The 25,213-nt window shown below is 73.9% G+C and carries 26 protein-coding genes; 20 read left to right on the plus strand and 6 right to left on the minus strand.

The genetic code is table 11. From position 1 onward, the window contains the following. Positions 1–23: 23 nt before the first annotated feature. Positions 24–593, minus strand: coding sequence for a M23 family metallopeptidase (locus BLU55_RS19980; RefSeq protein ID WP_231916969.1), 570 nt, complete (start codon positions 591–593; stop codon positions 24–26). A 352-nt stretch (positions 594–945) separates the two neighbouring features. Between BLU55_RS19980 and rpsB the strand changes: the two genes are divergently transcribed. From rpsB to BLU55_RS19160, 5 genes are all read left to right on the plus strand, one after another. After that, positions 946–1,938, plus strand: a complete 993-nt coding sequence (rpsB, locus tag BLU55_RS19140; RefSeq protein WP_091733132.1) for a 30S ribosomal protein S2 — start codon at positions 946–948, stop codon at positions 1,936–1,938. A gap of 2 nt (positions 1,939–1,940) precedes the next feature. Then, on the plus strand, positions 1,941–2,753 hold the full coding sequence (gene tsf, locus BLU55_RS19145; RefSeq protein ID WP_091733135.1) for a translation elongation factor Ts: 813 nt from the start codon (positions 1,941–1,943) through the stop codon (positions 2,751–2,753). Between the two features lie 205 nt (positions 2,754–2,958). Beyond that, on the plus strand, positions 2,959–3,678 hold the full coding sequence (gene pyrH / locus BLU55_RS19150; RefSeq protein WP_091733138.1) for a UMP kinase: 720 nt from the start codon (positions 2,959–2,961) through the stop codon (positions 3,676–3,678). Between the two features lie 82 nt (positions 3,679–3,760). Continuing rightward, on the plus strand, positions 3,761–4,315 hold the full coding sequence (gene frr, locus BLU55_RS19155; RefSeq protein WP_197681255.1) for a ribosome recycling factor: 555 nt from the start codon (positions 3,761–3,763) through the stop codon (positions 4,313–4,315). A 38-nt stretch (positions 4,316–4,353) separates the two neighbouring features. Beyond that, a complete protein-coding gene (locus tag BLU55_RS19160) occupies positions 4,354–5,268 on the plus strand; it encodes a phosphatidate cytidylyltransferase (protein WP_231916970.1) in 915 nt (304 codons plus the stop codon). A gap of 13 nt (positions 5,269–5,281) precedes the next feature. Here BLU55_RS19160 and BLU55_RS19165 read toward each other — a convergent pair whose 3' ends face one another. Beyond that, entirely contained in the window at positions 5,282–6,352 is a 1,071-nt protein-coding gene (locus BLU55_RS19165; RefSeq protein ID WP_231916971.1) for a DNA polymerase IV, read from the minus strand. A 221-nt stretch (positions 6,353–6,573) separates the two neighbouring features. Between BLU55_RS19165 and BLU55_RS19170 the strand changes: the two genes are divergently transcribed. The 9 genes from BLU55_RS19170 (at position 6,574) to BLU55_RS19210 (ending at position 14,609) form a co-directional block, all read left to right on the plus strand. Continuing rightward, the gene (locus tag BLU55_RS19170) at positions 6,574–7,308 is read left to right on the plus strand and encodes a prolipoprotein diacylglyceryl transferase family protein (protein WP_091733145.1); all 735 of its coding nucleotides are present in this window, start codon (positions 6,574–6,576) and stop codon (positions 7,306–7,308) included. After that, positions 7,305–8,912, plus strand: a complete 1,608-nt coding sequence (locus BLU55_RS19175) for a radical SAM protein (RefSeq protein ID WP_197681044.1) — start codon at positions 7,305–7,307, stop codon at positions 8,910–8,912. Before BLU55_RS19170 ends, BLU55_RS19175 begins: the two co-directional genes overlap by 4 nt. After that, on the plus strand, positions 8,909–9,220 hold the full coding sequence (locus tag BLU55_RS19180) for a hypothetical protein (RefSeq protein WP_197681045.1): 312 nt from the start codon (positions 8,909–8,911) through the stop codon (positions 9,218–9,220). The genes BLU55_RS19175 and BLU55_RS19180 overlap by 4 nt, the downstream gene beginning before the upstream one ends. Before the next feature lie 51 nt (positions 9,221–9,271). Then, positions 9,272–9,676: a hypothetical protein gene (locus tag BLU55_RS19185; protein ID WP_091733148.1), complete on the plus strand. Its 405-nt coding sequence runs from the start codon at positions 9,272–9,274 to the stop codon at positions 9,674–9,676. A gap of 72 nt (positions 9,677–9,748) precedes the next feature. Beyond that, the gene (gene rlmN / locus BLU55_RS19190; protein WP_091733152.1) at positions 9,749–10,876 is read left to right on the plus strand and encodes a 23S rRNA (adenine(2503)-C(2))-methyltransferase RlmN; all 1,128 of its coding nucleotides are present in this window, start codon (positions 9,749–9,751) and stop codon (positions 10,874–10,876) included. 45 nt (positions 10,877–10,921) lie between these two features. Then, the gene (locus BLU55_RS19195; protein ID WP_091733155.1) at positions 10,922–11,590 is read left to right on the plus strand and encodes an SDR family NAD(P)-dependent oxidoreductase; all 669 of its coding nucleotides are present in this window, start codon (positions 10,922–10,924) and stop codon (positions 11,588–11,590) included. 168 nt (positions 11,591–11,758) lie between these two features. Next, positions 11,759–12,952 carry a glycosyltransferase family 4 protein gene (locus BLU55_RS19200; protein ID WP_231916972.1) on the plus strand — a complete coding sequence of 398 codons (1,194 nt, stop codon included), beginning with the start codon at positions 11,759–11,761 and terminating at the stop codon, positions 12,950–12,952. A gap of 165 nt (positions 12,953–13,117) precedes the next feature. Beyond that, positions 13,118–13,528, plus strand: a complete 411-nt coding sequence (locus BLU55_RS19205; RefSeq protein ID WP_091733157.1) for a Crp/Fnr family transcriptional regulator — start codon at positions 13,118–13,120, stop codon at positions 13,526–13,528. Between the two features lie 7 nt (positions 13,529–13,535). Beyond that, positions 13,536–14,609: an adenylate/guanylate cyclase domain-containing protein gene (locus BLU55_RS19210; protein WP_091733160.1), complete on the plus strand. Its 1,074-nt coding sequence runs from the start codon at positions 13,536–13,538 to the stop codon at positions 14,607–14,609. Here BLU55_RS19210 and BLU55_RS19215 read toward each other — a convergent pair. Both BLU55_RS19215 and BLU55_RS19220 read right to left on the minus strand, forming a co-directional pair. Next, positions 14,595–15,710 carry an LOG family protein gene (locus BLU55_RS19215; RefSeq protein ID WP_091733162.1) on the minus strand — a complete coding sequence of 372 codons (1,116 nt, stop codon included), beginning with the start codon at positions 15,708–15,710 and terminating at the stop codon, positions 14,595–14,597. The two genes, BLU55_RS19210 and BLU55_RS19215, sit on opposite strands and share 15 nt — an antisense overlap. A 53-nt stretch (positions 15,711–15,763) precedes the next feature. After that, positions 15,764–16,315: a hypothetical protein gene (locus BLU55_RS19220; protein WP_091733165.1), complete on the minus strand. Its 552-nt coding sequence runs from the start codon at positions 16,313–16,315 to the stop codon at positions 15,764–15,766. A gap of 110 nt (positions 16,316–16,425) precedes the next feature. On the opposite strand from BLU55_RS19220, the gene BLU55_RS19225 reads away from it, so the two are divergent. Next, positions 16,426–17,001 carry an acyl-CoA synthetase family protein gene (locus BLU55_RS19225; protein WP_091733167.1) on the plus strand — a complete coding sequence of 192 codons (576 nt, stop codon included), beginning with the start codon at positions 16,426–16,428 and terminating at the stop codon, positions 16,999–17,001. A gap of 57 nt (positions 17,002–17,058) precedes the next feature. Continuing rightward, entirely contained in the window at positions 17,059–18,525 is a 1,467-nt protein-coding gene (locus BLU55_RS19230; RefSeq protein WP_091733169.1) for an NAD-dependent succinate-semialdehyde dehydrogenase, read from the plus strand. A 434-nt stretch (positions 18,526–18,959) separates the two neighbouring features. Here the strand turns inward: BLU55_RS19230 and BLU55_RS19235 are convergent, their stop codons facing one another. Further along, positions 18,960–19,772 (minus strand): SDR family NAD(P)-dependent oxidoreductase, encoded by an 813-nt coding sequence (locus BLU55_RS19235; RefSeq protein WP_091724917.1) that lies wholly within the window; start codon positions 19,770–19,772, stop codon positions 18,960–18,962. Positions 19,773–19,804: 32 nt separating this feature from the next. Between BLU55_RS19235 and BLU55_RS19240 the strand changes: the two genes are divergently transcribed. The 4 genes from BLU55_RS19240 to ispG all read left to right on the plus strand — a co-directional run bounded on the left by BLU55_RS19240 (position 19,805) and on the right by ispG (position 24,581). Further along, a complete protein-coding gene (locus BLU55_RS19240) occupies positions 19,805–20,734 on the plus strand; it encodes an SDR family NAD(P)-dependent oxidoreductase (RefSeq protein WP_091724918.1) in 930 nt (309 codons plus the stop codon). 217 nt (positions 20,735–20,951) lie between these two features. Next, positions 20,952–22,085, plus strand: coding sequence for a 1-deoxy-D-xylulose-5-phosphate reductoisomerase (locus BLU55_RS19245; protein ID WP_091724920.1), 1,134 nt, complete (start codon positions 20,952–20,954; stop codon positions 22,083–22,085). Next, entirely contained in the window at positions 22,082–23,410 is a 1,329-nt protein-coding gene (locus BLU55_RS19250; RefSeq protein ID WP_091724921.1) for a M50 family metallopeptidase, read from the plus strand. The genes BLU55_RS19245 and BLU55_RS19250 overlap by 4 nt, the downstream gene beginning before the upstream one ends. A gap of 19 nt (positions 23,411–23,429) precedes the next feature. Further along, complete coding sequence (ispG, locus tag BLU55_RS19255; protein ID WP_091724923.1) at positions 23,430–24,581, plus strand: flavodoxin-dependent (E)-4-hydroxy-3-methylbut-2-enyl-diphosphate synthase; 1,152 nt, start codon at positions 23,430–23,432, stop codon at positions 24,579–24,581. Between the two features lie 18 nt (positions 24,582–24,599). Here ispG and BLU55_RS19260 read toward each other — a convergent pair. After that, positions 24,600–25,213, minus strand: a 614-nt coding sequence (locus BLU55_RS19260) for a glycosyltransferase 87 family protein (protein WP_331713601.1), incomplete at its 5' end; no start/stop codon positions are given.

The raw sequence follows: 25,213 nt of genomic DNA on the forward strand, positions 1-25,213 counted from the left end.
CGGCGGGACGCCCGGCCGGCGGCTCAGCGGGCCAGGGGGAGCAGCCGGACCGGTCCGCCGCCCACGAGCACGAGCGGGTCGAGGTAGGCCTCGCCCCGGCGCAGTCCCCAGTGCAGGCACGCCTGCGGGAAGCAGTGGCTGCCGGCCAGGCCCAGGGTGCCGACCACCTGGCCCTCGGCGACCCGGTCGCCCACCCGGACCGAGGCGGTCACCGGCTGGTAGGTCGTGCGCACCCCGCCGTGGTCGACCACGACGACGCCCCGACCGGCCAGCGGAGCGGCGAAGGCGACGGTGCCGGGCAGGGCGCTGCGCACCGGGGCGCCGGCGCGGCCCGCGAGGTCGACGCCCCGGTGGCCGGCACCCCAGCGCAGGTCGGGCGGGTCGAAGCCCTCGACCACGACGGGGCGCGGCCGCAGCGGCCACGAGCCGTCGCGAGCGGGGGCAGGGGTGGGGTCGGGGGGCCACCAGTCGGCCCAGGGCGCCGCCCCGTCGGCGCGGGCCGGGGGCGCCGGGGCGGTGAGCAGCAGCAGCGCGGCCACGAGGGCCGCCGCGCGCAGCAGCGGGCGGGACGGGGGCGGTGGGACCGGGGGCACCCCAGCACGGTGGCCCGGCGGGTGGCCCGGCGCACGGCCCGCCGGCCGGGCTGTGGACGACCGAGGTCCCGGGCGGGCCTGTGGACGTTTCGACAACGTGTCGGGCCCCGGCCTAGACTGACCGGCAGCAACCCGCCTGGGTTGACTTCGCACGCTCGTCTCCGTGGCCAGCAGCGCCTCCGCGCCGCTGGAGCACCACGGGTGAGGCTCCTGGTCCCGTCGCAGTCCGCTGCAGCGGGTGGGGTCCCGCTCGAGCGTCAGGGCAGGCCACCCCGCTGATACCGGGCCCCTGCATCCAACTGAAACGGCCCGTGCGCGCACGCGTGCGCGGACCACGACCGGAAAGAAGCACATGGCAGTCGTCACCATGCGCCAGCTCCTCGAGAGCGGCGTCCACTTCGGGCACCAGACCCGTCGCTGGAACCCCAAGATGAAGCGCTTCATCATGACCGAGCGCAACGGCATCTACATCATCGACCTGCAGCAGTCGCTGTCCTACATCGACACGTCCTTCGCCTTCATCAAGGACACCGTCGCCAAGGGCGGCACGATCATGTTCGTCGGCACCAAGAAGCAGGCCCAGCAGGCGATCGCCGAGCAGGCGACCCGCGTCGGGATGCCCTACGTGAACCAGCGCTGGCTCGGTGGCATGCTCACCAACTTCCAGACGGTGCACCAGCGGATCAACCGCCTCAAGGAGCTCGACGACATCGACTTCGACGACGTCGCCGGCTCGAGCCGCACCAAGAAGGAGCTGCTCCACATGCGGCGCGAGCAGGTCAAGCTCGACAAGACCCTCGGCGGCATCCGTGACATGACCCGCACGCCCTCGGCGGTGTGGATCGTGGACACCAACAAGGAGCACCTCGCGGTCGAGGAGGCCCGCAAGCTGCGGATCCCGATCATCGCGATCCTGGACTCCAACTGCGACCCCGACCTGGTCGACTTCCCGATCCCGGGCAACGACGACGCCATCCGCGCCGTCTCGCTGCTCACCCGCGTGATCGCCGACGCCGTCGCCGACGGCCTCATCTCGCGCTCGGGCGCCAAGACCGGTGAGACCGCCGAGCCGCTGGCCGACTGGGAGCGCGACCTGCTCCAGGGCCAGGACGGCGCGAAGGTCGAGGAGGCCGCCGTGGCCGCCACCGGTGGCGACACCGCGACCCAGGAGACCCCCGCCGCCGAGGCCACCGGTGCCTCCAGCGAGGCCACCGAGGCTCCCGCCGCCCCCACCGAGGCTCCTGCCGAGGCCCCCACCGAGGCCCCGGCCGAGAGCACCGACACCACCGCTGACGCGGCCGCCGCCGAGGCGACCCCCGCGGAGGCCGAGAAGAAGGAGGACTGAGCGTGGCGATCACCGCCGCCGACGTCAAGAAGCTCCGCGACCTCACCGGCGCGGGCATGATGGACTGCAAGAAGGCGCTCACCGAGGCCGAGGGCGACTTCGACAAGGCCACCGAGCTGCTCCGCATCAAGCTCGGCAAGAAGGCCGCCGCCCGCGGCGCCGAGCGCGAGGCCACCTCGGGCCTGGTCGCCACCCACGGTGGCGCCCTGGTCGAGCTCAAGAGCGAGACCGACTTCGTCGCCAAGAACGACGACTTCATCGCCGTGGCGGAGAAGATCGCCGCCGCGGCCGACGAGGCCCAGGCCGCTGACACCGAGGCCCTCAAGTCGGTCCCGCTCGACGGCAAGACCGTCGGCGAGGTCGTGGAGGACCTGGCCATCACCATCGGCGAGAAGATCGAGCTCGGGCGGGTCGCGCACTTCGGCGGCCAGCACGTGGTCTACATGCACCGTCGCGCCGCGGACCTGCCGCCGGCCGTGGGCGTGCTCGTCGAGTACGACGGCTCCGACGAGGAGGCTGCCCGCGGTGCCGCGATGCAGATCGCCGCGATGAAGCCGCAGTACCTCACCCGCGAGGAGGTCCCGGCCGAGCTGGTGGACAAGGAGCGCGAGATCGGCGCCGCCACCGCCCGCGAGGAGGGCAAGCCCGAGGGAGCGATCGAGAAGATCGCCGAGGGTCGCCTCAACGGGTTCTTCAAGGACGTCGTGCTGCTCGACCAGCCGTCGGTCTCGGAGAGCAAGAAGAGCGTCAAGGCCGTCCTCGACGCCGCCGGCGTCACCGTGAAGCGGTTCGCCCGCTTCGAGGTCGGTGCCTGAGCGCACCTGCTCCACCGCACCACCCGCAGGGCCGGCACGACGCGAGTCGCGCCGGCCCTGCGGCATGCCCGGGCCCCGCGCCGTCCGGGGGAGGGGCGTTCGCGCCGTGTCCGCGGCGTCGGATACCTTCCCCTGGGGGTCCGGCCGGTCCGCGACGCGACCGGTCTCTCGGGAGTCCCGTCCACGGCTGCACGAGGAGAACTGCATGACGGCGTACAAGCGGGTGCTGCTCAAGCTCTCCGGCGAGGTCTTCGGCGGCGGCAAGGTCGGGGTCGACCCCGACGTCGTGCGCGGGATCGCGCGCGAGGTGGCCTCGGTGCAGCGCGCCGGGGTGGAGGTCGCCATCGTCACCGGTGGTGGCAACTTCTTCCGCGGGGCCGAGCTGCAGCAGGCGGGCATGGACCGCTCGCGGGCCGACTACATGGGCATGCTCGGCATCGTCATGAACTGCCTGGCCCTCCAGGACTTCCTGGAGAAGGAGGGCATCGAGACCCGCGTGCAGACCGCCATCACCATGGGCCAGGTCGCCGAGCCCTACATCCCCCGCAAGGCCATCCGCCACCTGGAGAAGGGCCGCGTCGTGATCTTCGGCGCCGGCGCCGGCCTGCCCTACTTCTCCACCGACACGGTGGCGGCCCAGCGGGCCCTGGAGACCAAGTGCGAGGTGGTCCTCATGGGCAAGAACGGCGTCGACGGCGTCTACAGCGCCGACCCGCGCACCCACCCCGAGGCGACGAAGTACGACGAGCTCAGCTTCGACGACGCCCTGCGCCAGGGCCTCAAGGTGGCCGACGCGACCGCCTTCGCGCTGTGCATGGAGAACCGCCTGCCCATGGTCGTGTTCGGGATGAGCCCCGAAGGCAACATCCTGCGCGTCGTCCAGGGTGAGAAGATCGGGACGCTCGTCAGCGCCGACCGCGCCTGAGCGCCACCACGAGCGCCCACCCCGCGCGCCCCCGAGCACCCAGGACGAGCGCACGACCTAGGAGAGAGACACACACGTGACGATCAACCAGACCCTCAGCGACGCCGACCAGAAGATGGGCAAGGCCGTCGAGGTCACGCGCGAGGAGTTCGCCGCCATCCGCGCGGGCCGCGCCAACCCGGCGATGTTCTCCAAGCTGACCGCCGACTACTACGGCACGCCGACCCCGATCCAGCAGATCGCGTCGTTCACCGCGCCCGAGGCCCGGATCATCATGGTCGCGCCGTACGACATGAGCGCGCTGCCCGGCATCGAGCGCGCGATCCGCGACTCCGACCTCGGCGTCAACCCCTCCAACGACGGCCGCGTCATCCGCTGCGTGTTCCCCGAGCTGACCGAGGAGCGCCGCAAGGAGTACATCAAGGTGGCCCGCGGCAAGGCCGAGGACGGCCGCGTCTCGGTGCGCAACATCCGCCGCAACGCCAAGCAGGCGCTCGAGCGCCTCGAGAAGGACGGCGAGGTGGGCAAGGACGACGTCACCGGCGCCGAGAAGAAGCTGGACGTCACCACCAAGAAGCACGTCGACCAGATCGACGAGATGCTCAAGTCCAAGGAAGGCGAGCTGCTCGAGGTCTGAGGACCACCGAGCGCCTCGCGATGTCCGGTCCCTCGCCCGTGACCCACACCCCTCCCGACCCGAGCCCGTCCGACCCGACCCCGGCCGACCCGACCCCGGCCGACCCGACCCCGGCCGCGGTCGTCGCCACCTCCCGGGCCGGTCGCAACCTGCCCGCGGCCATCGGCTCGGGCGTCGGTCTCGGTGCGGCGATCGTGCTGTCGCTGGTGATCTGGAAGCCGGCCTTCATGCTGATCGTGGTGGCCGCGGTGCTGGTCGCCGTGTGGGAGCTCCACCAGGGCCTGCAGGCGCGCGGGATCGACATCCCCCAGGAGCCGCTGATGCTGGGCGGGTCGGTGATGGTGCTCGTCGCCTACTTCGGCGGCCCGGAGAACGGCCCCGACGGCCTGGTCACCGCCACCGCCGTCACGGCGCTGGTGACGATGCTGTGGCTGCTCAGGCGGGGGGTCACGGGCTACGTCCAGAACGCCACGGCGTCGGTGTTCACGCTCATCTACGTGCCCTTCCTGGGCTCGTTCGTGGCCCTGCTCCTGGCCGAGGACGGCAGCAACGGCGTCCGGGGCATCGTCAGCTTCATCGTGCTCACCGTCGCCTCCGACATCGGCGGCTACGTCGCGGGCGTGCTCTTCGGCAAGCACCCGATGGCACCGGTCATCTCGCCGAAGAAGTCGTGGGAGGGCTTCGCCGGCTCCGCGCTGACCTGCGTGGTGGCCGGCGTGCTGCTCGTGACCTACCTGCTCGACGCCCACTGGTGGATCGGCGTCCTGCTCGGCCTGATCGCGGTCGTCATGGCCACGCTGGGCGACCTGTGCGAGTCGGTGATGAAGCGCGACCTCGGCATCAAGGACATGAGCCAGATCATCCCCGGGCACGGCGGCCTGATGGACCGGCTCGACTCGCTGCTGGCCACCATCGCGCCGATCTGGCTGGTCCTGCACTACCTCGTGTTCTAGCGGCCCCGGCCGCCTAGGGCCCGCCGGGGCGGCCGTGGGTCCGCGGCGGGTCGTAGCCACCCTCGGGGGGCTCCATCTCGGCGCGCACGCCCAGCAGCCGGATCGGGCGGTCGTCGTCGAGGGCGTCGAGCAGCGCCTGCGCCGTGGCGGCGACCAGCGCCGCGTCGTACGTCGGGGCGGGGAGCTTGCGCGACCGGGTGACGGTGGAGAAGGGCGCGAACCTGACCTTGAGGTGGACCCGGACGCAGGCCCGGCCCTCGGCCGCGACGTCGGCCACCACCTGCTCGGCCAGCACCCGCAGGGCGGCGGACCGCTCGGGCGGGGCGAGGTCGTGCTGGTAGGTCGTCTCGCGCCCGTGGGCGCGCGGCACCCACGGTGTCGGGTCGACGACGGCGCTGCTGACCCCGCGGCCGAGGCGACCCAGGTGGGGGCCGGTGGCCGGGCCGAACGCCGCCGCCAGCACCTCGTCGTCGGCCGAGGCCAGCTCGAGGACCGTGGTGATGCCGAGGTCGGCCAGCCGCTGCGCGATCCGGGTGCCCACGCCCCACAGGTCGCGGGTGGGGCGCTCGCCCATCACGGCGAACCAGTTCTCCCGGGTCAGCCGGAAGCGGCCGCGGGGCTTGCCGAGGTCGGTGGCCGTCTTGGCCCGCACCGTGGTGTCACCGATGCCCACCGAGCAGTGCAGCGAGGTCGCGTCGAGGACGGCGGCCTGGAGGTCGGCGGCGTACGCCTCGGGGTCCTCGGTCTCCACGCCCACGAAGGCCTCGTCCCAGCCCAGCACCTGCACGACGGCGCCGGGGGCGGCCCGCAGCGTGGCCATCACGACGGCCGAGGCGGCGTCGTAGGCCTGCTTGTCGACGGGCAGGAAGACCGCGCCCGGGCAGCGGCGCACGGCCACCCGCAGCGGCATGCCGGACCGCACGCCGTGCTCGCGCGCCTCGTAGGACGCCGTCGAGACCACGGCGCGCTCGGTGGGATCGCCGCGCCCGCCGACCACGACGGGCAGGCCGGCCAGCTCGGGCCGTCGCAGCACCTCGACGGCCGCGATGAACTGGTCCATGTCGACGTGCAGCACCCAGGGCACGACCCCATGATGACGGCTCCTACGCAGTCGGGTTGAGCACGCGTACTCACGACGCCGTGGGTCCGCACGCACCAGGATCGTGGTCACGGCCGGGCGACGGCTCCGTCATCGGGGGGTGGAGCCGTCGTCCCGCCACCGGTCCGTCGTGGTGCGGACCCCGACCACGGACCTCGTGGCAGGGTGTCGCCCACGCGACGGCACGCGCCACGGGAGGAGCTGCGGTGTACCCCACCCTCGGTGACCTGCTGGGAGTCCGGCTCCCCGTCGGCACCCACGCGACCTTCGTGGCGCTGGGCGTGCTGGCCGCCGTGGTGGTGTTCGTCGTCGAGGCCCGCCGCCGGGGCCACACCGACGACCGGCTGCTGGTCGTGGTGACCGGCGCCCTGGTCGGCGGTGCGCTCCTGATGCGCCTGGGCACCTGGTTGCAGCACGCCGACCTGCGGGCCAACGCCTCGCTGGCCGAGCAGTGGGCCTACGGCAACCGCAGCGTCCTGGGCGGGCTGGTCGGCGCGTGGCTCGGCGTGCACGTGGCCAAGCGGCTGTGCGGCTACCGGCTGCGCACCGGCGACCTGTTCGCCCCCGCCGTGGCGCTCGGCATGGCCGTCGGGCGGGTGGGCTGCCTGCTGAGCGAGCCGCGCCCGGGCGGTGGCACCAACTGGTCGTTCGTGCCGGAGATCGGCTTCCACGCGGCGACCTTCGCGGTGATCTGGTGGGGGCTGCGGCACCGGCCGCTGCCGCCCGGCGAGCTGTTCGTGTGGTGGGTCGCGGCGTACGGCGTGTTCCGCCTCGGCATCGAGTTCGTGCGCGGCAACGAGGTGGTGTGGGCGGGCCTGACCCGGCCGCAGCTGTTCCTCGCCGTCACCGTGCCGCTGGTGCTGTTGCGGATCGCCGTCCGGCTGCGCTCCGGCGCCTACCGTCCCCGCCCGTCCGCCACCGAGGAGCTGGTCGCCCGATGAGCACGCCCCCCACGAGCGCCGGCTCCCGCGGCCCCGGGATGCCGCTGCGCGGCGACCGGATCCACCGCTACGTCAACGCCTTCTGCCCGCTGTGCCACGAGGAGCGGCCCGACCGGCCGCTCGCCGAGGTGCAGCGGCTCTCGGGGTGGCTGGTCGAGCGCGACGACCGGATCTGGCTCGAGCGCGGCTGCAGCAGCCACGGCCTGGTCCGGACGCTGTACGACGAGTCGCCCGAGATCCTCACCTACCTCGAGCAGTGGACCGCCCCGACCAAGGTGCACACGCCGGACCTGGTGGGCAACTTCGCGCCGGTGCCCGCGGCGTACGAACACGGGCTGCCGGAGATGCAGACCCAGCACACCTGCATCCTGCTCGAGGACCTGCTCGACCACTGCAACCTCAAGTGCCCCACCTGCTTCGCCGCCTCGGCGCCGGCGCTGGCCTCGGTGGCGCCCCTGGAGCAGGTGCTGGCCTCCATCGACGCCCGCCTGGCCCGCGAGCGCGGGCGCATCGACGTGCTGATGCTCAGCGGCGGCGAGCCGACGCTCTACCCCTGGCTGGCCGAGCTGCTCGACGCCGTCGCCGCCCGACCGGTCGTGCGGGTGCTGGTCAACACCAACGGCCTGGCCATCGCCCAGGACGACGACCTGCTGGCACTGCTGACCCGCCACCGGGAGCGGGTCGAGGTCTACCTGCAGCACGACGGCGAGTCGGCCCAGGCGTCGGTGCACCACCGCGGCGCCGACATCCGGCGGTTCAAGGAGCGCGCCATCGAGCGGCTCTCCGGCGCCGGCGTCTTCACCACCCTGACGATGACCGCGGCGCTGGGCGTCAACGACGACGAGATCGGGGTGGTGATCAAGCGGGCGCTGGACACGCCGTACGTCGGCGGCGTGACCATCCAGCCCGTCTTCGGGTCGGGCCGCTCGGCCGGCGTGGACCCGATGGACCGGCTCACCCACACCGGGGTGCTGGCGCGGCTGGAGGAGCAGACGGCCGGCGTGGTCACCTGGCGCGACCTGACCGCGCTGCCGTGCTCGCACCCGCACTGCTGCTCGGTGGGCTACCTGCTGCGCGACGACGCGGGGTCCTGGCGCTCGCTGGTCGGGCTGATCGGGCACGAGAAGCTCAAGCAGTGGCTGGACCTGGAGCCCGACGTCCTGGCCAACCGGATCGCCGACGACGCCATCCCCGACCAGCTCCGCGGGGTGGTCAAGCAGTCGCTGCTCGACCTGCTCTCGGAGCAGTCGTCGCTCTCGCACCCGAGCATGGGGTCGATCTGGCGCGACATCTGCACCGGCTGCGACCTCGGCATCGGCACCCTCGCCACGCTCGCGGCCGCGAAGCTGCCCGGCGGCCACGCGCGGCTGCGGGCGCTGCTGGGGGAGCGGGTGCTGCGGGTGACGGTCAAGCCCTTCATGGACATGAACACGATGATCGAGGAGCGGCTCACCCAGTGCTGCGTGCACGTCGCGACCGTCGGTCGCGACGACGCGGGCGAGCCGGCCCACCAGTGCGCGCCGTTCTGCGCGGTGCAGGCCTGGGCACCGCTCTCGCGGAGCCGGCTCTCGAGCGCGGCCGGGCTGCCGCTGGTCGAGCGATGAGCGACCCGCGGCAGGTCGGTGCACCCCACGCGACCCTCGGAGCGCCCGTCCACGACTCGCCCGACCCGCTGCGGCTGTGCGTGCTGGCCACGGTGGCGCTGCTCACCTGGGTGCTCGGCCCCGTGGCCGTGCTGGCCTTCGCGACGCTCGGGGCCGTGGGCTACGTCCGCGCCCGGCGGGGCGGGCTGCTGCGCTCGCGCTGCCGGCTGGGCGACACCCGCCTGGTCATCGCCTACCTCGTGGTGGTGGCGCTCGCGGGCGCGGCCGGCACGGCGTACGCCCTGGCGGGAGGGCACCTCCGTGCCTGACCGCCGCGCCCGCCCCGGTGCCCACCCCGTCACCCACCCGGAGGACCTGCGATGAGCCAGACGCCCGACCCGACGCCGTCGCCGTACGGCGGCCCGCCGCACCCGCCGTCCGGACCGGGCGGGGCACCCGGGCCCGGCCGCCCGGGCGGGATGAGCAACAGGGCGAAGTTCTGGCTCGGCTTCCTGCTGGCCGTCCCGGCCATGGTGGTCGGGGCCGTGCTGACCTCGCTGCCGTCGTTCGCGCTGGGCTCGCTGGGGGCCGACCCGGCCGTCGGCGGGGTCGCGGGCATGGTGGTCGGCCTCGCCGAGCTGGGCGGGCTGGTGGCGCTCGTCGCGGTGCCGCGCACCCGCTGGTGGGGGATCGGCCTGCTGGCCGGCATCGCCGCGGCCCTCATCGTGCTGGCCGGCGCCTGCGTCGTGCTGCTGGTGGCGCTGAGCAACGCGTCGTACGGCTGAGGGCGGGGGAGCGGGTGACCCACCTCGCACGATTGGGGTGCCGGCCGGGTCCGGTGGGAGGATGGGGCGGTCATGACTGAACCCATCAAGACCCTGCCCCTCGTCTTCGAGGAGCCCCGTGGGCGCGGGAAGCCGCCGCCGCACCTGGCCGACTTCACCGCGGCCGAGCGCAAGGCGCGCCTGGAGGAGCTCGGCCTGCCGGGCTTCCGGGCCAAGCAGCTGTCCACCCACTACTTCTCGCGGCTGGTCGACGACCCCGCCGCGATGACCGACCTGCCCTCGGGGCAGCGCGACGAGCTGGTCGCCGGGCTGATGCCCCACCTGATGACGCCGCTGCGCACGCTCGAGGCCGACAAGGGCACCACGGTCAAGACGCTGTGGAAGCTCTTCGACGGGGCGCTGGTCGAGTCGGTGCTGATGCGCTACCCGGGGCGCGTGACGATGTGCGTCTCGAGCCAGGCCGGCTGCGGCATGGCCTGCCCCTTCTGCGCCACCGGCCAGGGCGGGCTGCAGCGCAACATGTCGACCGCCGAGATCGTCGAGCAGGTGCTCGCCGGGGCACGGGCGCTGGCCCGCGACGAGGTCGCCGGCGGGCCCGGCCGGGTCTCCAACGTGGTCTTCATGGGCATGGGCGAGCCGATGGCCAACTACAAGGCCGTCATCGGCGCCGTCCGCCGCCTCACCGAGCCCACCCCCGACGGCCTCGGCATGTCGGCCCGCGGCATCACCGTCTCGACCGTCGGCCTGGTGCCGCGGATCAACCAGCTGGCCACCGAGGGCATCCCGGTCACGCTCGCGCTGAGCCTGCACGCACCCGACGACGAGCTGCGCAACGAGCTGGTGCCGGTCAACACCCGCTGGAAGGTCGGCGAGACCGTCGAGGCGGCCTGGAACTACGCCCGCGTGACCAAGCGCCGCGTGTCCATCGAGTACGCCATGATGCGCGGCATCAACGACCAGGCCTGGCGCGCCGACCTGCTCGGCGACGTCCTCAACTCCTACGGCGACTGGGGCTGGGTCCACGTCAACCTGATCCCGCTGAACCCGACGCCGGGGTCGAAGTGGACCGCCAGCGACCCCGCCGACGAGCGCGAGTTCGTGCGCCGCCTCGAGGCCAAGGGCATCCCCACCACGGTCCGCGACACCCGCGGCAGCGAGATCGACGGCGCCTGCGGCCAGCTCGCCGCGGTGGACGACTGACGCTGCCCGGGAATGTCCCGGGCGGGGTGGTTGGTTGAACCCTGCATGACCACACTCGCCATCATCGGAGCAGGCAAGGGGCTCGGCGCTGCCGTCGCCCGTCGTTTCGGCCGGGAGGGCTTCTCGGTCGCGCTGATCTCGCGCCACCAGGGCCGCCTCGACGCGCTGGCCGCCGAGCTGGAGCAGGACGGCGTCCAGGCGCAGGGCTTCACCGCCGACGTCCGCGACCCCGCGAGCATCGCCGCCGCGCTCGAGCGCGCCACCGAGACGCTGGGGCCCATCGAGGTCCTGCAGTACAGCCCGCTGCCGCAGAAGGACTTCATGCGTCCCGTCCTGGAGACCACCCCCGCCGACCTCGTCGGCCCGGTGGAGTTCTCCATCTACGGTCCCGTCGCCGCCGTGCACCAGGTCGTGCCGGGCATGCGCTTCCTGCCGGAGGGCTCCCGGCCCAGCATCCTGTTCGTCAACGGCGGCTCGGCCGTCAAGCCCGGCCGCAACGTCACCGGCACCTCGATCGCCTTCGCCGGCCAGAAGGCGTACGTCGACCTCCTCCACGAGGTGCTCGGCGAGGAGGACATCTACGTCGGCCAGCTCATCATCGGCGGCGCGATCGTGGCCGGCGACGCGGACAAGGACCCCGACGTCCTCGCCGACCGGATCTGGCAGCTGCACCAGAAGCGCGACACCCTGCGCGACCAGGTCTCCGAGGACTGATCTCCCGACCGACCCGGCCGCACGTACCGGATCGCCCCTGACCCCCGCCGCCCCGCCACCACCCCCCGGTGGCGGGGCGGCGGGCTCTCGTGACGGCCACCTGCGGTTCACCGGCACGACCTCGCGGCCGGGCGCTGCGGACACCCGCCCTGCCTAGCGTGCGGGGACGTGAGCACCGTCGTGCGCCTCCTCGCCCCCCGTCGCCCCGCCGCCGTCCGGACCGGTCAACGGCTCCGGGTCGTGGTCGTCACCGAGTCGTTCCTGCCGCAGGTCAACGGCGTCACCAACTCGGTGCGCCGGGTCCTGGAGCACCTCCAGGCGGAGGGCCACGAGGCCGTCGTGGTGGCCCCCTCCGGCCCTGCGGAGTACGCCGGGGCGCCGGTCCACCTCGTGCGCAGCCTGGCGATGCCCACCTACCGCGACTTCCCCGTCGGCGTGGCCCGCAGGGGCCACCTGCGCCAGCTGCTGGCCGACCTCGCGCCCGACGTCGTCCACCTCGCCTCCCCGGCGTGGCTGGGCCACCAGGCGGGGGAGGCCGCCCGCAGCCTGGGGATCCCCGTCGTGGCGGTCTACCAGACCGACCTCGTCGGGTTCGCCGAGCGCTACCCCTTCCCGGGCGCCGCCGCCGCGATGCGCACGCTGACCCGCTGGGTGCACGGCCCCGCCGACCGCACCCTGGTGCCGAGCACCGCCAGCCTGCAGCAGCTGCAGGGACTCGGCATCGAGCGGCTGCACCGCTGGGGCCGCGGCGTCGACACCACGCTGTTCGCGCCCCACCGCCGCACCGAGCAGCTGCGCCGCGAGCTCGGCCTCGAGGGGGGCCGGGGCCCCCTCCTGGTGGGGTACGTCGGACGGCTGGCCGCCGAGAAGGAGCTCGACCTGCTCGCCGGGGTCCAGGCGATGCCCGGCGTCCGGCTGGTCGTGGTCGGCGGCGGGCCGGAGGAGGCGCGGCTGCGCCGGCTGCTCCCGGGCGCGTCGTTCCTCGGGGTGCGCCACGGCGAGGACCTGGCCCGGATCGTGGCCTCGCTCGACGTGTTCGTGCACACCGGCAGCACCGAGACGTTCTGCCAGTCGGCCCAGGAGGCACTGGCCAGCGGCGTGCCCGTCGTGGCCCCGCGCGCCGGCGGTCCGGTCGACCTGGTGCGCCACGCCGGTAACGGGTTCCTCTTCGCCCCGGGCGACGCCCACGCCCTGGCCGGGCACGTGGCGGCGCTGTGCGGCGACCCGCTGCTGCGCCGCCGGCTGGCCGCCGCCGCCCGGCCGAGCGTGCGGCACCGGTCGTGGGCCGCGGTCAACGCCGAGCTGGTGGCGCACTACCGGGCCGTGACGGGCGTGGTGGCGCAGGTGCCCCACTCCGCCTGACCCGACCCCTCGCGGCCGGTGGCGCACGTCCGTGCGGGCCGGAGGTCACGGCCCGTGGGCGATTCGTGACGATCGTCTCGTGGGGCACCGATTCGGTGGACAGGTGAACTCCGACCACGGGACACTCGGGGTGACCCACCCGTCGACGTAGCGAGGAGTGCCCCGATGGCCCAGCAGCCGCCGCCGGAGAAGCTCGGCCAGCTGAACCGGCTCGATGCCCTGAGCGACAAGGACCTGAAGAAGGTCGTCGACAAGGGCCAGCACGTCCGGCTGCCCGCGAACTGGTCCCTGATCTGGGAGAAGACGCCCGCCGACAAGGCCTACCTGATCGTCGAGGGCGAGGTGTCGGTGCGCAAGAACAAGCAGGAGGTCGCCCGCCTGGGCCCCGGCGACGTCATCGGCGAGATGGCGATCGTGGGCCACAAGCTGCGCTCGGCCAGCGTGGTCAGCCTGACCCCGGTGGAGGTCATCCACTTCACCAAGGAGGGCCTGACCGAGCTGCTCGACGAGGTGCCCGCCTTCGGCGAGGCGCTCCGGGGCACCACCTCGGACCGTCTCGGCCAGCCCCAGGACTGACCGGCCCGTGTCGCCGGGACGGCGCTCCCCCCACGACCGCCGCGAGCTGATCGACCTCCTCGAGGTCCACCTGATGGGGGAGGAGCCCACCCTCAGCGGCGCCGAGATCGCCGCCGAGGTCGGCATCCCGTACGCCGAGGCCCGCACCCGGTGGCGCTCCCTGGGCTTCACCGAGGTCGACCCCGACGAGCCCGCCTTCACCCACCGCGACCTCGAGGCGCTGCGGCTGACCCAGCAGCTCGTCGAGCTCGGCGTGGTCGACGAGGAGGACCAGTCGGCCCTGGTACGCACCATGGGGCGCAGCTTCGCCCGGCTGGCGGAGTGGCAGATGGGCCTGCTCGGCCGCGTGGTCGACGTCGACCGCATGGACGTCGAGGAGCTGCGCGCCGTCGTGGAGACCGTGACCCCGGCCGTCGAGGAGCTGCAGAGCTACGTCTGGCGCCGCCACACCCTCTCCGCCGCCTCCCGGCTGCTCCTGGCGCAGGCCGACGACGACGGGGCCCCGGACCAGTCCACTGCCGAGGACGACGGCACGGTCCTGGGCGTGGGCTTCGCCGACATCGTCGGCTACACCCGGCAGAGCCGCTCGCTCACCCGGCGCGAGATCGGCCGGATGGTCGACCACTTCGAGGGCCGCGCGCTCGAGGTCGTCACGGCCCACGGCGGTCGCATCATCAAGTCCATCGGCGACGAGATCCTCTTCGTGGCCGACCGGCCCGAGGAGCTGGCCCGGATCGGCCTGGAGCTGGTGGAGGCGGCCGAGCAGGACGACCGGTTCCCCGAGCTGCGGGTCGGCCTGGCCTGGGGGCCGGCGCTGGCCCGGTTCGGCGACGTCCTGGGGCCGGTGGTCAACATCGCCTCGCGGCTGACCTCGACCTCGCGTCCCGGGCGGGTGCTCGTCGACCGGGCGCTGGCCGACGAGGTCGAGCACGACGCGTCGTTCCGGCTGCGGCGGGTGCGGCGCACCTCGGTCAAGGGCTACCGCAAGCTCGAGCCGTGGGCGCTGCGGCGCGGTGACGCGCCGGACGACGACACGCCATCCGGCCCTCCCGCGCCCGACGAGGCCTCAGCCGAGCAGTAGCCCCGCCACCTGCGACGGGTCGTCGACCAGCGCCACGGCGTCGTGCATCGGCCGGTCGCGGGCCAGCGCCTGCAGCAGCGGCCAGACCGGCAGCGTGCGGGTCCAGTGCTCCTCGCCGACGAAGACCATGGGCGCGACGTCCTCGGCCGCGGCGTAGTAGTTGGCGCACGCCGCCTGGAAGACCTCCTGCACCGTGCCGGCCGCTCCCGGCAGGTAGACGATGCCGGCCCGGCACCGCTCCAGCAGGACGTCCTCGCGGATGGCGTTGCGGAAGTACTTCGCGTGCTCGGAGGCGAACACGTTGGGCGGCTCGTGCCCGTAGTGCCAGGTGGGGACCCCGACCGAGCGGCCGCTGTCGCCCAGGCCCTCGACCGCGTCGAGGCCGCAGCGGGCCCAGGCGGTGACGTCGTCGGCGTACGTCGGCACCTGCGCCAGCCGCTCCAGCACCTCGTCGAGGACCGCGGCGTCGTGGTCGCCGAGCCGCGCCCCCAGGTTGGCCGCCTCCATCGCGCCCGGTCCACCGCCGGTCGCGACCGTGAGGCCCGCGGCGGCGAGGGCGTGCGCGAGCCGGGCGGCGGCGGCGTACGACGGGTGGGTGCGGTCGACGGCGTGGCCGCCCATCAGCCCGACCACCCGCCGGTCGCGCAGCCGCTCCTCCAGCGCGTCGTCGACCGACGAGTCGTGGATGGCCATGGCCAGCTGGTCGCGGACCCGGCCGCGGTGCAGCCGCTGCGACCAGGCGTAGACCCGGGCGTCGGGGGTGGCGGCGTACCCCTGCTCCAGGCCGGCGAAGAGCTCGTCGGGACGGTAGAGGTGGGGCCGCCACGGGTCGAAGGGCACGTCGGGCACCGAGGGGAAGAGCAGCGCTCCGCCCTCGCGCAGGTGCGTGGCCAGCGCGTCCGACATCCGCGAGCCCAGGACCAGCGCCCCGTGGGGGTCGAGCGAGAGCAGCTCGGCCTCGTGGCCGGTGAGGTCGACGTCCTGGACCTGCCAGCCCGCCAGCGGGTGGGGGCGGTCGGAGGCGAGGGCGCGGCGCACGGCCCCGTCGAGCTCCTCGACCGACTCGATCTCGTGGTGGTGCCGGCTGGATCCGCTTCTCACCGCGCCATCATGGCGGGTGGGGCGGCAGGGTCGGCCCGGTGGATCCGCCGGCCTCAGCAGGAGGCGGGGAGCCGCGCGCCCTTCTTCAGGAAGCGGGGCTTGCACAGCACGGTGACGCCGCGCGAGGCGGTCACGTCCTCGCCCTTGGAGACGTACCAGCCGCCGGCGTCGTCGGTCGCGCGGGTGGCGATGGTCACGGCGACCTTGGCCGCACCGGCGCGGGGGTCGGCGGCGGCCGGGTCGGCGTACCCGCTGCGCTGGAGGGTGACGGTGCGGGTGACCGGCTGGCCGGTGCAGGTCGCGGCGAGCAGGCCGCCGGTGTCGCTGCGGTAGCCCGCGACGTAGCCGGCGCGCTGGCCCTGGGCCAGGCTCGCCTGCAGGTAGTGGACGGTGCCGTCGGGGGCAGGGGTGTCGGTGCAGGTGTAGGTCACGTCGACGCGCATCGTCGTGCTGCTCGTCCAGGCGACGCGGGCCCCGACCGAGGAGATCGTGGTCGTCGGCGCGGGCGCCGGGGCGGGCTCGACGGCGAGGGCGGCCGACGGCGCGGCGACGACCGCCGAGGCGAGGGTGAGGGCGACGGCGATGCCGGTGACGTGACGCTTCATGGAACGTTTCCTCCCGTGTGCTGCTGGCGATACCCAGCGTGGCGGTGAGTCCGTAAAGCGGCAACTAGTACGACATAGGGTGACTAGTCCACCTCCCCTAGATTGGGCGTATGACCCCGAACCTCAGCTTCCTCCTGCTGGACTCCGCGGTGATCGCCGGACGGGCCGAGGACCCCTTCCTGCTCGGGTCGGCGCCCTGGACGCACGCGCGGCTGCTCGAGGAGGTGGCCGCCCTGGGCGGCGTGCTCCGTCACCTCGGGGTCGAGCCCGGCGTGACGGTGCCGGTGCGGATGGCCGGCGAGCACGACCTGGAGGCGGTCGTCGTGGCCCTCGCCGTGGCCCGGATCGGCGGTGTGGTGACCCGCGAGGTCGACCCCGCGGCACCCGTCGTGGTGACCTCGGCGTCCGAGCCCGCGCCCGCCGCGGTGGAGGTGCCCGGGGCGGACGACGGCGTCGGCGGGCAGGTGCGGCTGGTGCGCGCGGCCCCGGGGGAGCAGGCCGCCGAGCCCGACCTCGACTGGGGCGTGATGCTGCGCGCCGGGCGCACCGACCCGGCCGCGGCCGCGGTGCTGGACCCCGGGTCGGCGTACGCCCCGGGCACGACGCTGGCCGCCCAGCTGGAGGCGGTCGCGGCGACACGGGCGCCGTACGTCCCGGCCGAGCTGAGGCGGCTGCTGCAGGTCTGACCGGGGGTCCCTAGGGTGGCGGGTGGACCGACCGCCCCCTGGAGACGAGGACCTGGCATGAGCACCCACCCCGACGCACGACGAGTCCTCGACGACGCCCCCACGCAGCTCTACGTCGGCGGGAGCTGGCGAGACGCCGACGGGGGCGCGACCATGCCCGTCGAGGACCCCGCCACGGGCGAGGAGCTGTGCCGGGTGGCCGACGCCTCGGTCGCCGACGGCCGGGCGGCGCTCGACGCCGCGGTGGCCGCGCAGGCCGACTGGCGCGGCGTACCTCCTCAGGAGCGGTCGGAGATCCTGCACCGCGCGTTCGTGCTGATGCAGGAGCGCAGCGACGACCTCGCCCTGCTGATGACCCTCGAGATGGGCAAGTCGCTGGCGGAGTCCAAGGGCGAGATCGCCTACGCCGCGGAGTTCTTCCGCTGGTTCTCCGGCGAGGCGCTGCGCATCGACGGCTACTTCAAGCAGGCCGCCAACGGCCAGAGCCGCGTGCTGGTGATGAAGCAGCCGGTCGGCCCGTGCCTGTTCATCACGCCGTGGAACTTCCCGGCCGCGATGGGCACCCGCAAGATCGGGCCCGCCATCGCCGCCGGCTGCACGATGGTGGTCAAGCCCGCCGAGCAGACGCCGCTGTCGATGCTGGCGCTGGCCCGGCTGCTCGAGGACGCCGGCCTGCCCGCGGGCGTGCTCAACGTGGTGCCGACCAGCTCCTCGGCCGACCTGGCCGCCCCGCTCATCAGCGACCCCCGGCTGCGCAAGCTGAGCTTCACCGGCTCCACCGAGGTCGGCCGCACGCTCATCTCCCAGGCCTCCGAGCAGGTGCTCAAGGTGTCGATGGAGCTCGGTGGCAACGCGCCGTTCGTGGTCTTCGAGGACGCCGACCTCGACGCCGCGGTCGACCAGGCGATGGTGGCCAAGATGCGCAACATGGGCGAGGCCTGCACCTCGGCCAACCGCTTCCACGTGCAGGACACCGTCGCCGAGGAGTTCGCCGCCAAGCTGGCCGACCGGATGCGGGCCCTCACCCTGGGCCACGGCGCCGACGAGGGCACCGACATCGGTCCCCTCATCGACGCCGACCAGCGCGGCAAGGTCACCGAGCTGGTCGACGACGCCGTGGCGAAGGGCGCCACCGCCGTCGTGGGCGGCGGGGTGCGCGAGGGCGCCGGCTACTTCTTCGAGCCGACCGTGCTCACCGGCGTCACCGCCGACGCCCGGCTGCTCAAGGAGGAGATCTTCGGGCCGGTCGCCCCGATCGCGACCTTCCACGACGAGGCCGAGGCGATCGCCGCGGCCAACGACACGGAGTTCGGCCTGGTCTCCTACCTGTTCACCCGCGACCTGTCCCGCGCGCTGCGGGTCAGCGAGGCCCTCGAGACCGGCATGATCGGCCTCAACCAGGGCCTGGTCTCCAACGCCGGCGCGCCCTTCGGCGGCGTCAAGCAGTCGGGCCTGGGTCGCGAGGGCGGCAACGAGGGCCTCGCGGAGTACCTCGAGACCAAGTACGTCGCCGTCAAGCTCTGACCCCGCGAGCGGGGCTATCGCCGAGCGGGCGATCGCGACACGCCTGAGGTCGCCGAGCGGGCGATCGCGACACGCCTGAGGTCGCCGAGCGGGCGATCTCGACACGCCCCGGCCCTCGGTCCCCGAGGAGGTCGCCCTGGCGACCGTCTCGAGGGGTCCGGCTCCGAGACAGGACTCCTTCCTTCCTCAGCCACCGACAGCGGGTCACGGCGTACGACGACGGCCCGGTCGGCGGGGTTCGGCGTACGTCGATCGCCCGGTCGGCGGGGTGCGGCGTACGACGATCGCCCGGTCGGCGGGGTGCGGCGTACGAGAATCGCCCGGTCGGCGGGGTGCGGCGTACGACGATCGCCCGGTCGGCGGGGTTCGGCGTACGACGATCGCCCGCTCGGCGGGGTGCGGCGTACGACGATCGCCCGGTCGGGGCCACCCGGTCAGCGCGGGAGGCGGCGGCGGGAGGCGAGCTCGAAGGCGGGGCCCACGACGCGGTCCCAGATCGGCGGGGCGAGGTTGAAGGCCAGGAGCATCAGGTAGTTGCTCCAGGCCGTCTGCACCGAGCGCGAGGGCGTCCGGCCGCCGTGGGCGTGGCGCAGCACCGCGCGGGCGGCCCGCTCGGGCGAGATGGTGGGCGGCGGGGGCGTGTTGACGCCGCCGGCCGAGTCGAGGGCGCTGCCGTAGATCGGGGTGTCGACGCTGCCCGGGGCGACGTGGACGATCCGCACGCCCGGCACGTCGAGGTTCTCGATGTGGAGCTGGCGTGCCAGGGCGCGCACGCCCCACTTGCTGACGACGTACGGCGTCATCTCCGGCACGTTGATGTGGCCCAGGAGCGAGCCGACCAGCACCAGGGTGCCGCTGCCCTGCCCCCGGAGGACGGGCACGACGTGGCGCGCGACGTTGGCCGCGCCCAGCAGGTTGGTCGAGACCACCGAGTCGAAGTCCTCGGGGGTGGTGTCCTCGGTGCGGCCGTAGCTGACCACGCCCGCGCAGTGCAGCACGGCGTCGAGGTGGCCGCGCTCGCGCAGCGCCTGCTCGACGGCCTCCGCGACGGCGTCGTCGTCGGCGACGTCGGCGACCAGCACGGTCGCGCCGGCGGCGCCGGCCGCGAGGCACTCCTCGGCGACCTCCTCGAGCACCTCCTTGCGCCGCGCGAGCAGCGCGACGTGGTCGCCCTCGGCGGCGGCCTGGAGGGCGGTGGCCCGGCCGATGCCGCTCGAGGCTCCGGTGATGATGACGGTCCTGCTCATGGGGTGACCTCTGCGTCCGTAGGGTGGTGGGGATGACGACGACGACGATCGACCGAGTGGTGATGGTCGTCGGGGCGACCTCCGGGATCGGCCTCGCGGTCGCCGAGCAGGCGAGCGGGAGGGGCGAGACCGTCGTGGTCGTCGCCCGCGATCCGGGGAGGGTCGAGGAGGTCGCGGCGGGGCTGCCCGGCGAGGCGCTCGGGATCGCCCTCGACGTGGTCGACGGGGAGGCGGTGCACGCCGCCGTCGAGACCGTGGTGCGCCGCTTCGGCCGTCTGGACGCCGTGGTGACGACCGCCCAGGTGATGGCCTACGGCGACGTGGAGCAGGTGCCGCCGGAGATCGTGCAGCGGGTCGTGGACACCGCCGTGATGGGCACCCACCACCTCGCCCGCGCCGTGCTGCCGGTCTTCCGGTCGCAGGGCGGCGGCACGCTGGTGGTGGTGAGCTCGCTGCTCGCGGAGATCGCGGTGCCGCGGATGGGGATCTACAGCGCGGCCAAGTGGGGCCAGCTGGGGCTCGTGCGCTCGCTGCAGGCCGAGGTCCGCCACGAGCGCGACCTGCACGTCTGCCTGGTGCTGCCGGGGGCGATCGACACCCCGATCTACCACCAGGCCGCGACGTACGGCGGCAGCCGTGGCTCGGCCCCGCCGCCGGTCATCAGCCCCGAGTCGGTGGCCCGGACCTGCCTGGCGATGCTCGAGCGTCCCCGTCGACTGGTCCACGCCGGGCCGGTCAACCGGCTCGCGGTGATCGGCTTCCGGGCGATGCCGTGGGTCTACGACCGGGTGGCGCGTCCCATGGTCGACCTGGTGGCCCTGCGCGGACCCGCCGCCGAACCCTCCGCGGGCAACGTGCTGGAGCCGCTGCCGCGGCGCGAGGGCCTCAACGGCGGCTGGACCTTCGTGGGCCGGCTGCGCCGTGCCGACGGCCGGGCGCGCTGGCGACGCCGGTCGCGCTGAGCGCGGTGCCGGCGGCAGGACCGGCGCCAGCCGGGGCTGGCCTGCCGGGTGGGGAAGGTGCGTCATCGGTGCTCCGGTCGCGTCTGGGGCCACGGGTCGAAGCGGGGCACCTCCGAGCGTAGCCAGGCGCCCGCAACGCCCGGTCCGCCCGCGGGCCGCGCGACGCGGGTCCGGCGGGGTGCCGGGGACGCTCAGGCAGCGCTGCGATGATGCGCGGGTGAGCAAGCGCCGCGACGTCGTCATCCTGGGCTCGACCGGGTCGATCGGGACCCAGGCCCTCGACGTGGTGCGGGCGGCGCCCGAGCGCTTCCGCGTGGTCGCGCTGACCGCCGGGGGCAGCCAGCCGGAGCTCTTCGAGCAGCAGGTCGCGGAGTTCGCCCCCGCCTTCTCCGGGCTCGGGGAGGACGCCTCCGTCGAGGCCGCGTCCCTGGCCTGCGACGTCGTGCTCAACGGCATCACGGGTGCGGTCGGGCTGCGGCCCACCGTCGCCGCGCTGGAGGCCGGGTCGGTGCTGGCGCTGGCCAACAAGGAGTCGCTCATCATCGGCGGCCCGGTCGTGACCGACCTGGCGGCGCCCGGCCAGATCGTGCCGGTGGACAGCGAGCACAGCGCCCTGGCGCAGTGCCTGCGCGGCGGGACCGCCGCAGAGGTGCGCCGCCTCGTGCTCACCGCCAGCGGGGGTCCCTTCCGGGGGCGCACCCGCGAGCAGCTGGCCGAGGTCACCCCCGAGCAGGCGCTGGACCACCCGACCTGGGCCATGGGCCCGGTCGTGACCATCAACTCCGCGACCCTGGTCAACAAGGGGCTGGAGGTGATCGAGGCGCACCTGCTCTTCGACGTGCCGTACGCCGACATCGAGGTCGTCGTGCACCCCACGAGCGTCGTGCACTCGATGGTGGAGTTCACCGACGGCTCGACGCTGGCGCAGGCCAGCCCGCCGACGATGCTGATCCCGATCGCCCTCGGCCTGGCCTGGCCCGACCGGGTGCCCGGCACGGCCCCGGCCGTCGACTGGACCCGACCGCAGACCTGGGACTTCCACCCCCTCGACCACGACGCCTTCCCGGCCGTCCGGCTGGCCCGGCGCGCCGGCGAGCGGGGCGGCACCGCCCCTGCGGTCTACAACGCGGCCAACGAGGTCTGCGTCGAGGCGTTCCGCACCGGCCGGCTGCCGTTCGTGGCGATCGTGGACACGATCGGCGAGGTGCTCGCCGCCCACGACGTACGCTCGGGATCGGCCGACGCGCCCACCCCCACCGGGCCGCAGCGGCTCACCGTCGAGGACGTCCTGGCCGCCGACCGGTGGGCCCGGGACCACACCGCGAGCCTGCTGGAGGGCACCACCCGATGACCGCGCTGTTCTACCTCCTCGGCGTGCTCGTCTTCGTCGTCGGGCTGCTGGGCTCGGTGGCGCTGCACGAGGCCGGCCACCTGATCCCCGGCAAGCTGTTCAACGTCCGGGTGACGCAGTTCTTCGTCGGCTTCGGACGGACCCTGTGGTCGCGGCAGCGGGGTGAGACGGAGTACGGCCTCAAGGCGATCCCGCTCGGCGGCTACTGCAAGCTCGTCGGGATGGTGCCGCCCAACGCCGCGGACGCCGAGGCGGGTCCCGACCAGGTCCGCAGCCGCGCGACCGGCATGTTCGCCCAGCTGGTCAGCGACGCCAAGGACGCGGAGTACGAGCACGTCGACCCCCACGACCACGACCGGCTGTTCTACAACAAGCCGTGGTGGCAGCGGGTGGTCATCATGGGCTCCGGCGTCGCGATCAACCTGGTGCTGAGCTTCCTGCTCTTCGCGGTGGTCTTCATGGGCTACGGCGTCTACCAGCCGACCACCACGATCTCCTCGGTCTCGCAGTGCGTCGTGGCCACCACCGCGGCCACCGCCGACCAGCCGCCGCGCGCGTGCACCTCGTCGGACCCCGAGTCGCCGGCGAAGGCCGCGGGCTTCCGCCCCGGCGACCGGTTCGTGTCGATCAACGGCACCGCGATCGGCGGCTGGGAGCAGATGCAGGCCGCCATCCGCGACAACGGCGACCGCACCGCCACCATCGTGGTCGAGCGCGACGGCCGCGAGGTCACCCTGCGCCCCACGACGACCGTCACCACCCAGGCGACCGACCCCGAGGACCCGACCACCGTCACCGAGGTGGGCTTCCTCGGCGTGGTGCCGCTCCAGGAGCGCGAGCGCCAGGGCGTGGGGTACGTCGCCGGGCGGATGGTCGACGGCACCGTGCAGACCGCCCAGACGATCGGCACCCTGCCCGCCCGCGTGTACGACGCGGGGCAGGCCGCGCTCGGCCTCGAGGAGCGCGACCCCAACGGCCCGATGAGCGTCGTCGGGGCCGGCCGGGTCGCGGGCGAGCTGGCCTCGGAGGACCGGATCCCGGTGCTCGACCGGTTCTTCCTCATCGTCGGCCTGCTCGCCGGGCTCAACCTGTTCCTGGGCCTGGTCAACCTGCTGCCGCTGCCGCCCTTCGACGGCGGCGGGATCGCCACGACGCTCTACGAGACCGCGCGTCGCCGCATCGCCCGGGCGCGCGGCAAGCCCGACCCCGGCGGGGTCGACAGCGCCCGGCTGCTGCCCCTGACGTACGCCATGGCAGCGGTGATCCTGCTGGTCAGCGTGGTGCTGATCTTCGCCGACGTGCTGGCGCCGGTGAGCCTGTCGTAGCGACTCCTAGACTGGGGTCATGACTTCTGTGTCCCTCGGCATGCCCGCGGCCCCGCCGCCGGTGCTCGCCCCCCGCCGCCAGACCCGCCAGATCCAGGTCGGCAAGGTGGGTGTCGGCAGCGAGTCGCCCGTCTCGGTGCAGTCGATGACGACCACGCTCACCTCCGACGTCAACTCCACCCTCCAGCAGATCGCCGAGCTGACCGCCTCGGGCTGCGACATCGTGCGGGTGGCCTGCCCCTCGCAGGACGACGCCGACGCGCTGCCCGCGATCGCGACCAAGTCGCAGATCCCGGTCATCGCCGACATCCACTTCCAGCCGAAGTACGTCTACGCCGCGATCGAGGCCGGCTGCGCCGCCGTGCGCGTCAACCCGGGCAACATCCGCAAGTTCGACGACCAGGTCAAGGAGATCGCCCGGACCGCCAAGGACCACGGCACCTCGATCCGGATCGGCGTCAACGCGGGCTCGCTCGACAAGCGGATCATGGACAAGTACGGCAAGGCCACGCCCGAGGCGCTGGTCGAGTCGGCCGTGTGGGAGGCCTCGCTCTTCGAGGAGCACGACTTCCACGACTTCAAGATCTCGGTCAAGCACAACGACCCGGTCGTGATGGTGCGCGCCTACGAGCTGCTCGCCGAGGCGGGCGACTGGCCGCTGCACCTCGGCGTCACCGAGGCCGGTCCGGCCTTCCAGGGCACGATCAAGTCGGCCACCGCCTTCGGGGCGCTGCTGTCCCAGGGCATCGGCGACACCATCCGCGTCTCGCTGTCCGCGCCCCCGGTCGAGGAGGTCAAGGTCGGCATCCAGATCCTGCAGTCGCTCAACCTGCGGCCCCGCAAGCTCGAGATCGTCTCGTGCCCCTCCTGCGGGCGGGCCCAGGTCGACGTCTACAAGCTGGCCGAGGAGGTCACCTCCGGCCTCGAGGGCATGGAGGTCCCGCTGCGCGTGGCCGTCATGGGCTGCGTCGTCAACGGCCCCGGCGAGGCCCGCGAGGCCGACCTGGGCGTCGCCTCGGGCAACGGCAAGGGCCAGATCTTCGTCAAGGGCGAGGTCGTCAAGACCGTCCCCGAGTCGCAGATCGTGGAGACGCTCATCGAGGAGGCGCTGCGCATCGCCGAGACGATGGAGGCCACCGAGGGCGCCTCGGCCGAGGTCACCGTCGGCTGACCAGTCGGCGCGGCCGCCTCACCACACCGTGTAGAAGAGCTGCTGCACCACCAGCGCGGTCAGCAGCTGCAGGCCCAGACCCCAGCGGCGCCACCGCTCGGGCAGCAGGGCGCACGAGACGAGCAGCCACGGCATGAACGGCAGCCAGATCCGCTCGACCTCCGCCTTGCTCATGCCCGACGCGTCGGCGGCGGCCACCATCACCACGGCCGCCCCGGCGAGCAGCAGCGGGGCGTGGTCGCGGCGCAGCCACGCCCGGGGGCGTGCCGCCAGGTGGGCCACCCCGGCGGCGACCAGCGGGCCCGCGCTGATGACGAGCAGTGCCAGGTTGGCCCAGCGCCAGTAGTCCTCCGGCCGGTCCTTGGCGATGCCCTCCTCGTAGCGCTCGACCAGCGCGGGGTAGAAGTCCCACCACGCCCAGCCGGCGGCGGCGAAGCCCAGCACGACGACCAGGGCGGCGCCGGCGGCCAGCGGCAGCGGCCGCCAGGAGCGCCCGGCCACCAGCACGGCGACGGCGAGCAGGCCCATGAGCGGCATGCCGTAGGACATCATCACCAGCATCCCGAGCAGCAGGCCCGCGAGCAGCGACCAGCCGACGCCGCGGCGCCTGTCCCGGCGCTGCTTCCGGTCGT

Origin of the sequence: Nocardioides scoriae, assembly GCF_900104965.1 — a bacterium.
GTDB classification, from domain to species: Bacteria; Actinomycetota; Actinomycetes; order Propionibacteriales; family Nocardioidaceae; genus Marmoricola; species Marmoricola scoriae.

Excerpts from the sequence above, each read along its gene's own strand:
- rpsB (WP_091733132.1), top strand. The coding sequence starts at position 946 with ATGGCAGTCGTCACCATGCGCCAGCTCCTCGAGAGCGGCGTCCACTTC.
- pyrH (WP_091733138.1), top strand. The coding sequence starts at position 2,959 with ATGACGGCGTACAAGCGGGTGCTGCTCAAGCTCTCCGGCGAGGTCTTC.
- BLU55_RS19175 (WP_197681044.1), top strand. The coding sequence starts at position 7,305 with ATGAGCACGCCCCCCACGAGCGCCGGCTCCCGCGGCCCCGGGATGCCG.
- BLU55_RS19180 (WP_197681045.1), top strand. The coding sequence starts at position 8,909 with ATGAGCGACCCGCGGCAGGTCGGTGCACCCCACGCGACCCTCGGAGCG.
- BLU55_RS19185 (WP_091733148.1), top strand. The coding sequence starts at position 9,272 with ATGAGCCAGACGCCCGACCCGACGCCGTCGCCGTACGGCGGCCCGCCG.
- rlmN (WP_091733152.1), top strand. The coding sequence starts at position 9,749 with ATGACTGAACCCATCAAGACCCTGCCCCTCGTCTTCGAGGAGCCCCGT.
- BLU55_RS19195 (WP_091733155.1), top strand. The coding sequence starts at position 10,922 with ATGACCACACTCGCCATCATCGGAGCAGGCAAGGGGCTCGGCGCTGCC.
- BLU55_RS19205 (WP_091733157.1), top strand. The coding sequence starts at position 13,118 with ATGGCCCAGCAGCCGCCGCCGGAGAAGCTCGGCCAGCTGAACCGGCTC.
- BLU55_RS19220 (WP_091733165.1), bottom strand. The coding sequence starts at position 16,315 with ATGAAGCGTCACGTCACCGGCATCGCCGTCGCCCTCACCCTCGCCTCG.
- BLU55_RS19225 (WP_091733167.1), top strand. The coding sequence starts at position 16,426 with ATGACCCCGAACCTCAGCTTCCTCCTGCTGGACTCCGCGGTGATCGCC.
- BLU55_RS19230 (WP_091733169.1), top strand. The coding sequence starts at position 17,059 with ATGAGCACCCACCCCGACGCACGACGAGTCCTCGACGACGCCCCCACG.
- BLU55_RS19235 (WP_091724917.1), bottom strand. The coding sequence starts at position 19,772 with ATGAGCAGGACCGTCATCATCACCGGAGCCTCGAGCGGCATCGGCCGG.
- BLU55_RS19240 (WP_091724918.1), top strand. The coding sequence starts at position 19,805 with ATGACGACGACGACGATCGACCGAGTGGTGATGGTCGTCGGGGCGACC.
- BLU55_RS19250 (WP_091724921.1), top strand. The coding sequence starts at position 22,082 with ATGACCGCGCTGTTCTACCTCCTCGGCGTGCTCGTCTTCGTCGTCGGG.
- ispG (WP_091724923.1), top strand. The coding sequence starts at position 23,430 with ATGACTTCTGTGTCCCTCGGCATGCCCGCGGCCCCGCCGCCGGTGCTC.